Below are 8,880 nucleotides of genomic sequence, written 5' to 3' on the forward strand. Positions count from 1 at the left end.
GGCTCGGGGGCGGGGTCGCGGGTCACGCTGGCGGCGATGACGGGCAGGGTGAGCGAGAGGAACGCGTCGCGGCAGGCGCGGCGCTGGATCTTCCCGCTCGTCGTCTTCCCGACGGCCCCCCGCTTGACCAGGACGACCGCGTGCGGCGCCACGTCGTGCTCGCGCGCCACGGCGGCGCGGATCCGGGCGAGCAGGTCCCCGGTGTCCCCGGCCCGGTGCGCGTCCAGCTCGCAGACGATGACCAGCTCCTCGGCGCCGTCCACCTCGACGCCGAACGCGGCGCCGCAGCCCGCGCGGACGGCCTCGTCCACGCGTTCCGCGGTCAGCTCGACGTCCTGCGGGTAGTGGTTGCGGCCCTGGACGATCACGACGTCCTTCAGCCGCCCGGCGATGTGCAGCTCCCCGTCCCACTCGAAGCCGAGGTCGCCGGTGCGCAGGTGCGGGGCGCCGTCCCCGTCCTCGATCCGGGCCTGGAACGTCTCGCGGGTGGCGTCGGCGTCGCGCCAGTAGCCGCGGGCGACGCCCGGCCCGCGCACCCAGACCTCGCCGACCCGGCCGGCCGGAAGGCGCCGCCGCGTGGCCGGGTCGACGATCGCGACGCCGACGCGGTCGGCGGCGGGGCCGCAGCCCACCGACCGGACGGCCCTGCGTCCGGGCGGCGCGGCCTCGGCGCGGCCCTGCTCCAGCGCCTCGGCGTCGAGCGAGCCGATCTTCGGCGGACGGTCCGCGGCCGCCCCGCTGACCAGCAGCGTCGCCTCCGCCAGCCCGTAGCAGGGCAGCAGCGCCCGGCGGTCGAACCCGGCCGCCGCGAACCGCTCGGCGAACGCGTCCAGGGTGTCGGCGCGCACCGGCTCCGCGCCGTTCAGCGCGAGCCGCCAGGACGACAGGTCCAGCCCGGCCGCCTGCTCCGCGGAGATCCTCCGCAGGCAGTAGTCGAAGCCGAAGTTCGGGGAGATCGCAGTCGTCGCGCGGGTCGCGGAGATCGTCTCCAGCCACAGCAGCGGACGCTGGATGAACGTCTTCGGCGCCATGAGATGCGCCGGTATCCCCCCGTACAGCGGTGTCAGCAGGCCGCCGATGAGGCCCATGTCGTGATACGGCGGAAGCCACGACACCAGGACGGAGTCACGATCGTGCGCCATCATCAGGTGGATCGCGCGCAGGTTCGCGACAAGGTTCTCGTTGCTCACCATGACGCCCTTGGGCGCCGCCGTCGAGCCGGACGTGTACTGGAGGAAGGCCAGCGATCCCGGGGTCGGGCCAGGGTCGCGGTAGGTTTCGGCGTCGTCCGGGCCGCATTCCGCGGGCGCCAGCCGGCGGAGGCCGGGCAGGGGGCCCTTCTGGTCCCCGTCCACCAGCGCCCATTCGGCCCGCGCGTTCTCCGCGACGGCGGCGAGGCGCGCGGTCGTCCCGCCCGTCCGGCCACCGTCGGGCGGGTAGGCGGGGACCGCGATCGCCCCCGCGTACAGGCAGCCCAGGAAACCGGCGACGTACTCCAGGCCGGGCGGCAGGAGCAGCAGGACGGGACGGCTCCGCAGCCCCTCCCGCTGGAGACGTCCGGCGACGGCGCGGGCGCGGGCGTCCAGGTCCCGGTACGTCCAGGACTCGCTCTCCCCGCCGAGCCCGGTGCGGAAGCGGTAGGCGAGCCGGTCGGGCGTCCGCCGGACATGGTGCCGCAGGACGCCCGCCACCGTCTCCGGCTCCGGGCCGCCCCAGTGGTCCTCGATCTGGTTGAAGCGCGTCATTGTTCCACCGCTCATGACGGGAGGGATGCGGGGACGGCCGGGCGGCCCGCCGCCCGCGCGTCGCGGAGCCGGCCGAGGTCGACCTTGCCGTTGGCGTTGCGCGGCAGCTCCGGCAGCCGGACCGCCGCGTGCGGGACCATGTACGTCGGCAGGTGCTCGGCGCAGTGCCGCTTGACGTCGAGCAGGCCCGGCGCGTCCGCGCCGGCGCGGACGACGTAGAACAGGGCGAGGCGCGCGTCGGTGCCCTCGCCGGTGACGAGCACGGCGGCCTCGCCGATCGCCGGATGCCGCAGCACGACGGCCTCGACCTCGCCGAGTTCGACGCGGTGGCCGGAGACCTTCACCATCCGGTCCTTGCGGCCCCGGTAGACGAGCAGTCCGTCCGCGTCGCGGCTCACCAGGTCGCCGGTGGCGTGCCGGTGCCGGCGGTGCGCCTCGGCGGGCGGCTCGGCGTCGCGGCCCCAGTAGCCGGGGGTGACGCAGTCGCCCTCGACGACCAGCTCGCCGAACGCGTCCGGCCCGTCGAGGGGGCGGCCGTCCTCGTCCACGACGATGAGGCGGGCGTCGCCGACCGCGCGGCCGATGGGCGGCGGCTCGTCCCGCGCCAGGTCCCCGGGCCGCACCCGGTGGTAGGTGCAGACGTTCGTCTCCGTGGGCCCGTACAGGTTGTAGAGGGCGGCCGAGCGCGGCAGCCGCCCGCTCAGCTCCCGCAGCCGCGGCATCGGGTACACCTCGCCGGCGAACAGCACGTACCGCAGGCCGCGCGCCGCCTCCGCCGTCAGCGCCCCGGACGCCGTCAGCAGCACGAGGATCGACGGCACCGAGTACCAGACCGTGACGCCGTGCTCGCGGATCCCGGCGGCGAGCGCCGCGACGTCGCGGGCCTGCGCGTCCTCGACGATCCACACGGCCGCGCCGACCGACAGCGCCACGAACAGGTCGAAGGTGCTGAGGTCGAAGTTGAACGAGGCGTGGTTGGCGAACACGTCGGCGGCGCCGACGTCCAGCTCGCGGCGCGCCCAGCCGGTGAAGGCCGCCAGGTTGCGGTGCGAGATCTTGACGCCCTTCGGCGTCCCCGTCGAGCCGGAGGTGTAGAGGATCGCGGCGAGGTCGGACGGCGCGACCCGCGGCCGTTCCCGCGCGGACGCACCGGCGTCGGCGTCGGCGAGGAACGCGTCCCAGGCGACGGCCCGGGAGTCGGGCGGCGCCTCGCCCGCCACCACGATCGCCCGGACGGAGGACGCCGTCCCGGACAGCATGTCGAGATGGCGGCGGTCGGTGAACAGGACGATCGGCCGCGCGTCCCGCAGGATGGTGTCCGCGCGGGCGGCGGGCTGGCCGCCGTCGATCGGCACGTAGGCGCAGCCCGCCCGCAGCGCGGCGAGGACGGCCTCGGCGTACTCGGGGCCCTTGTCCATCCAGATCGCGACCCGGTCGCCGGGCCGCGCGCCCAGACCGAGGATCGCGGCGCAGGCCCGGCCCACCGTGTCGGCGAGCCGGCCGTAGGTGATCGTCCGCCGGCCGAGGAGGGCGGGACGGGCGGCGTGCTCCGCCGACTCCAGTTCCGGGAGCCCGGCGATGTGCTCGTCCAGGACGCCGAGCCGCCGCGCGCTCACCGGCCCGCCTCCCGCCCGCCGCGGCCGGGCAGGACGCCCGTCTCGCGGGCCGCGTCCACGAAGATCTGCGCGGCGAGGGCCAGGTCCTCGGCGGTGTGCTCGGACGTCACGCTCACCCGCAGCCGGGCGTCGCCGAGCGGCACGCCGGGGAACACGACCGTCTGGCAGAACAGGCCGCGGGCGCGGACCGCCCGGCCCATCTCCATCGCCCGGCGCTCGTCCCCGATGACGATCGGCAGGATCGCGCTCTGCGAGTGCTCCAGGTCGAAGCCCGCGCCGGTCAGGTCGGCGCGCAGCCGGCGGATGTTCGCCCAGAGCGCGGCGAGCCGCTCCGGCTCCTCCTCCAGGACGTCGATCGCGGCGATCAGCCCGGCCGCGACACCGGCCGGGATCGTCGCGGCGAACACATAGGAGTTGGAGTAGAAGCGAAGGTATTCGACGACCTCCTCATCGCCGACGACGAAGCCGCCCATGCCGGCGAGGGCCTTGCTCATGGTGCCGAGCTCAAGGTCGACCTCGTCCTTCAGGCCGAAGTGCTCGGCGGTGCCGGAGCCGCGGTCGCCGAGGACGCCGGTCGCGTGCGCGTCGTCCACCATGACCCGCGCCCCGTACCGGCGCGCCAGCCGGACGATCTCCGGCAGGTCGCACACGTCGCCGTGCATGCTGAACACGCCGTCGGTGACGATGAGCTTGCCGCCGCGGACCTGGTCCTCGCACCGCTCCAGCACCCGTTCCAGGGCCCGCATGTCGTTGTGGCCGTAGATCTTGCGGACGCCGCCGGACAGCTTGCAGCCGTCCACGATGCTCATGTGGTTGAGCTTGTCCACGATCAGCGCGTCGTGGCTCTTGACCAGGGCGGACACCGAGCCGAGGTTGGCCGAGTACCCGCCCGGATAGACGATGCAGGCGGGCCGCCGCTTGAACGCGGCGAGGCGCCGCTCCAGCTCCTTGTGCAGGTGGTTCGTGCCGCCGATGATCCGGCAGCCGGTGTTGGTCGCCCCGTAGGAGCGGGTCGCCTCGCAGATCGCGTCGATGACCCGCGGGTGGTTCGCCAGCCCGAGGTAGTTGTTCGACGCGAACATGAGGAACTCGCGGGTGCGGCCGGTCAGCTCGTCGTGGATGCGGGCGCGGTTCGCGCACCGCGACCGCAGCGGCATCCCGTACCAGTAGAGATGCTCGGCCTCGCGGCCGCGCAGGTAGGAGGTGAAACCGCGGGCCTTGGCGAACAGGTCGGGCGCGCGGTCGTCCATGAAGTCGCGCATGGAGCGGCCGTCCCAGGACGTGCTCGGCGCGGGCCGCACCGGATCCAGTTCCCCGATCGCCGGTTCGCCCGGTTCGGGCCCGGGTCCGCCGCCCTGCTCAAGCCCGCCGCCCGGTTCGGGCCCGGGTCCACCGCCCGGTTCGGGCCCGGGTGCGCCGCTCCCGCCGGCGCGGGCGCGCAGCTCCTCGATGAGGGCGCGCAGGTTCGGCACGGTGATCTCGGACGCGAGGCCGTCCGGGAGCCCGAGCTCCTCGGCCGCGTCGCCGATGATCGAGGCCAGCACCACCGAGTCGATGCCCAGCTCCGCCTCCAGCTCGGCGTCGAGGTCGAGCTGGTCGCGGCGGTAGTGGGTGTGCCGCATCGCGGCCGTCATGACGGCCTCGGGCGGTTCGGCGCCGTTTCGCGCCGGCCGGTCGGCGGCCGCGCGCTCGACGGCGTCGATCAGGTCCTGCGGGGTGGCCGGCTCGCCGGGCAGCCGCACGTGCGGCCCGAACCGGTCGCGGACGTCGCCGAGGATCGCCTCCAGGACGGCCGCGTCGACGCCGAGCTCGCCCTCGAAGTGGCTCTCCGGCCGCAGCTGCGCGACGTCGTACAGGGTGTTCGAGGCGATGATCTCCAGCACCTGCCGGCGGGCCGGGGCCGCGGCCAGGGCGCTCTGCGCCAGGTCGGTCATCGGACGCTCTTCTCCTGCTCGTCCAGGCGGCCGACCAGCGCGGCGATCGCGCCGACCGACCCGAAGTTCGCGGGCGTGATCTCCTGGAGCGGGACGGTGACGCCGAACTCGGCCTGCAGCGCGTGCACCAGGTCGAAGATCGCGGCCGAGTCGATGATGTTCAGCTCGATGATCGGCGTGTCGGCGCGCAGCCCGGCGGCGTCCCCGCCCATCCAGGCGTCGGCGATGTACCCGAGGAGGAAGTCCGCCGCGGTCACGGCGAGGCCGCCGTGGTCATCTGCCGTTCGATCAGCTCGGCCGCGCGGCCGATGGTGTCGGACGGCGCGACGAGGTCCTCGGCGAGCTCGGCGCCGGCGAACTCCGACTGCGCCACCAGCAGCAGCTCGACCAGGAACAGGGAGTCCACGTCGAGGTCCTCGAAGACCACGTCGGGGCCCACCGCGGCCCGGTCGACCTCGAACCGGTCCACCAGCAGATCGACCAATCGGTCGTAGACAGCACTCACGACTTCCCCCTATGCCGCGCGAACGGCGTTGGAGATCAGCGGACGGCCCGACTGTCGTGCATTGCGCTGACGATCGCGCTGACGAACCACTGACCGGCCGGCGGCGCGGCGTAGATCTTGGTCAACACGCCATGACACGGTCTGACTATTCAGCTGACGCAGGCCAGAAGTGATATTTCGCGGATTAATCGACTTCGCATCCATTAGCTGCGGGACCGAAACCGTCCCGATCGGCGGTCCGCTCCGTCCCCGCGCATCTTGCAGGTAGTTCAGAGTCCAATCACGCCGCGCCACGGGAGCCGCGGCGCGGCGCGGCGACCCACCGATAAAGAGCCGATAAATAGCGCCTTCGAACGGTCCACACGGCCGCCATAACTTGCCATAATGATCGACGTGTCACCACATCGGCACCTTTGGTAGGCGAGTGCGTTCGGAGAGTGATCACCAGCCGAATACCGATGAACTTTCAACCACCCGCTACCCTCGCTCCCCGCCTCGCCCGGCGCCGGAGCCGGGATTCGCAGAGCGCCACGGGGGCCACCGAGCCGATGCAGTGCTTCACCGAGACCGCGCCGTCCCATTTCCCCGGACGGGTCCGATGCCGTTAAGACAACAACTGCTTCTCTGCTGCGAAAGAACGATCATCGCCGACTGTTTTTCGGCACTGCTGAAGAACGGCTCGGACATTGAAATCATCGGCCAAACGACGGGCGACCGCGTCCTGCAGGACGCGGCGGAGAAGGTCCCGGACATCACGCTCGTCGTCGCTCCCGCACTGACCCTCGTCATGCATCAGCGCGAGCTCGCGGAATTGTCCGGCCTCTCCAAGGTGGTCGTCATCGCCAAGACCGAGAACGTGCACCGGGCGGTCGAGGCGATCGGGCTCGGCGTCTCCGCCGTGCTGTCCCTGGACACCTCGTCGGAGCAGCTGATCCAGGCGCTCCGGCTGGTGACCGCCGGCGACACCCTGCTCATCCCGGAGGGCGCGCGGCACGCCCTCTGCCGCGCGCCCGACGCCGCGCCGCCGGAGGCGCACCCCGCCGAAGCCGTGAACCTCACCTCCCGGGAGAAGGAGGTGATCCTGCTGCTGGGCCGCGGGGCGTCCAACGTCGAGATCGCCAGGGAGCTGTCGATCTCCATCACGACCGTCCGCACCCATGTCCACAACGTGCTGAAGAAGCTCGACGTCGGAACCCGCGGGCAGGCGGTCGCGGTCGCCTACGAGAGCGGCCTGATCACGAAGATAGGCGCGGAGAGCACCCCCGGCTGAGCGCGGTCCTCCGTACCCGATGTCGCCGCACGCCGCCCCGGCACGGCCTCCGCGAGGGGTTGCCAGCGCGCCGCGCGCCGGTTACCGTTCTCTCGATTTATAGGAAAGTTTCCTATCAGAAGGCCGATCGCATGCCGCGCCCGCCGCCACACCGCTGAGGAACCCGCACAGCACGACCAGCTCGGGGTTCGGGGGATTCCCGCTCAATCCACGTCTCCTACCCGGGAGTGACCTTGCGAAGAACACTTCTTCCCGGCTTCCTCTTCACCGCCCTCTGCTCCCTCGTCCTCGCCCTGCTCGTCCCCGCCGCGGCCAATGCGGCCTCGGTGACGGCGACGTTCACCAAGTCGTCCGACTGGGGCTCGGGCTACGAGGCCAAGTACACGATCAAGAACGGGACCGGCTCGGCCATCTCGTCCTGGAAGATCGAGTTCGACCTCCCGTCCGGCTCCTCCGTCGGGACCTACTGGGACGCGCTGCTCACCACGTCCGGGCAGCACGCCACGTTCACCAACCGCAACTACAACGGGACGGTCGCCGCCGGCTCGTCCGTCTCGTTCGGCTTCATCGTCGGCGGATCCGGGACGCCCCAGGGCTGCCTGCTCAACGGCGCGTCCTGCGACGGCGGGGGCGGCCCCACCGAGCCCGGCGCGCCCTCGGCGCCCGGCACCCCGGCCGTGACCGCCCGGACCGACACGTCGCTGACGCTGTCGTGGTCGGCCTCGTCCGGCGGGCCCACCGGCTACCGCGTCTACGAGGGCTCCGCCGTCCGCGCGACCGTGTCCGGGACGAGCACCACGATCAGCGGCCTGGCCACGTGCTCCGACCACACCTACACGGTCAAGGCGTACAACGCCTCCGGCGAGTCCGCGGCGAGCGGTTCGGTGTCGGCCACGACCACCGGCTGCACGACGCCGCCGCCCGGCACCCGCCGGGCCGCGCCCTACCTCTACATGGGCTGGGGCGAGCCGCCGAACCCGGCCACGGTCATGAGCGCGTCCGGGATCAAGTGGTTCACGATGGCGTTCATCCTGTCCGGCGGCGGGTGCAGCCCGGCGTGGGACGGGAACCGTCCGCTCAAGGGCGGCGCGGACGAGCAGGCGATCAACCAGATCCGCGCGGCCGGCGGTGACGTGCTGCCGTCCATCGGCGGCTGGTCCGGCAACAAGCTCGGCCCGAACTGCTCCTCCGCCGATGCCCTCGCCGGCGCCTACCAGCAGGTCATCGACGCGTTCGGCCTGAAGGCGATCGACGTCGACATCGAGAACAGCGACGAGTTCGAGAACGCCGCCGTGCAGGACCGTATCCTCGGCGCCCTCAAGATCGTCAAGCAGCGGAACCCCGGCATCCAGACGATCCTGACGTTCGGCACCGCCACCACCGGTCCGAACTACTGGGGCCAGCGGCTCATCACCCAGGCCGCGGCCCTCCAGGCGAACGTGGACGTCTTCACCATCATGCCGTTCGACTTCGGCGGCGGCTCGGACATGTACGGCAACACCGTCAACGCGTCCGAGGGCCTGAAGAACCAGCTGAAGTCGGCCTTCGGCTGGTCGGACGCCACCGCCTACTCGCACATGGGCATCTCCGGCATGAACGGCCTGTCCGACCAGCAGGAGCTGACCTCGACCCAGACCTGGACGCAGATCCGCGACTGGGCGAAGTCCAAGGGCCTGGCCCGCCTCGCGTTCTGGTCGGTCAACCGCGACCGCCCCTGCGCGGGCGGCGGCGTGACCTCCAACTGCAGCGGCATCGACCAGCAGCCGTGGCAGTTCACCAAGATCACGGCAGGCTTCTGACCCTCCCACCC

The 8,880-nt window shown here is 72.4% G+C and carries 7 protein-coding genes; 2 read left to right on the top strand and 5 right to left on the bottom strand.

Going from position 1 to position 8,880, the window contains the following annotated elements; all coding sequences use genetic code 11:
• From E1284_RS35185 to E1284_RS35205, 5 genes are all read right to left on the bottom strand, one after another.
• On the bottom strand, nucleotides 1-1,760 hold a 1,760-nt coding region (locus E1284_RS35185), incomplete at its 3' end, for a fatty acyl-AMP ligase (protein WP_131944482.1).
• Nucleotides 1,757-3,361: a D-alanine--poly(phosphoribitol) ligase gene (locus E1284_RS35190; protein ID WP_207924126.1), complete on the bottom strand. Its 1,605-nt coding sequence runs from the start codon at nucleotides 3,359-3,361 to the stop codon at nucleotides 1,757-1,759. The genes E1284_RS35190 and E1284_RS35185, both read right to left, overlap by 4 nt.
• Entirely contained in the window at nucleotides 3,358-5,295 is a 1,938-nt protein-coding gene (locus tag E1284_RS35195; protein ID WP_131944483.1) for an aminotransferase class I/II-fold pyridoxal phosphate-dependent enzyme, read from the bottom strand. The genes E1284_RS35190 and E1284_RS35195 overlap by 4 nt, the downstream gene beginning before the upstream one ends.
• The gene (locus E1284_RS35200) at nucleotides 5,292-5,552 is read right to left on the bottom strand and encodes an acyl carrier protein (RefSeq protein ID WP_207924127.1); all 261 of its coding nucleotides are present in this window, start codon (nucleotides 5,550-5,552) and stop codon (nucleotides 5,292-5,294) included. Before E1284_RS35200 ends, E1284_RS35195 begins: the two co-directional genes overlap by 4 nt.
• Nucleotides 5,549-5,800, bottom strand: coding sequence for a phosphopantetheine-binding protein (locus E1284_RS35205; protein ID WP_131944484.1), 252 nt, complete (start codon nucleotides 5,798-5,800; stop codon nucleotides 5,549-5,551). Before E1284_RS35205 ends, E1284_RS35200 begins: the two co-directional genes overlap by 4 nt.
• Before the next feature lie 598 nt (nucleotides 5,801-6,398).
• Here E1284_RS35205 and E1284_RS35210 point away from each other — a divergent pair.
• Together E1284_RS35210 and E1284_RS35215 are read left to right on the top strand one after the other, a co-directional pair.
• A complete protein-coding gene (locus E1284_RS35210; RefSeq protein WP_131944485.1) occupies nucleotides 6,399-7,070 on the top strand; it encodes a helix-turn-helix transcriptional regulator in 672 nt (223 codons plus the stop codon).
• Between the two features lie 233 nt (nucleotides 7,071-7,303).
• Nucleotides 7,304-8,869: a cellulose binding domain-containing protein gene (locus tag E1284_RS35215; protein WP_131944486.1), complete on the top strand. Its 1,566-nt coding sequence runs from the start codon at nucleotides 7,304-7,306 to the stop codon at nucleotides 8,867-8,869.
• Nucleotides 8,870-8,880 lie beyond the last annotated feature (11 nt).

Source organism: Actinomadura bangladeshensis, assembly GCF_004348335.1.
Classification (GTDB): domain Bacteria; phylum Actinomycetota; class Actinomycetes; order Streptosporangiales; family Streptosporangiaceae; genus Spirillospora; species Spirillospora bangladeshensis.

Bases quoted from the DNA above. Each gene is read 5' to 3' on its own strand.
- E1284_RS35210 (WP_131944485.1), top strand. From the start codon at position 6,399: ATGCCGTTAAGACAACAACTGCTTCTCTGCTGCGAAAGAACGATCATC.
- E1284_RS35195 (WP_131944483.1), bottom strand. From the start codon at position 5,295: ATGACCGACCTGGCGCAGAGCGCCCTGGCCGCGGCCCCGGCCCGCCGG.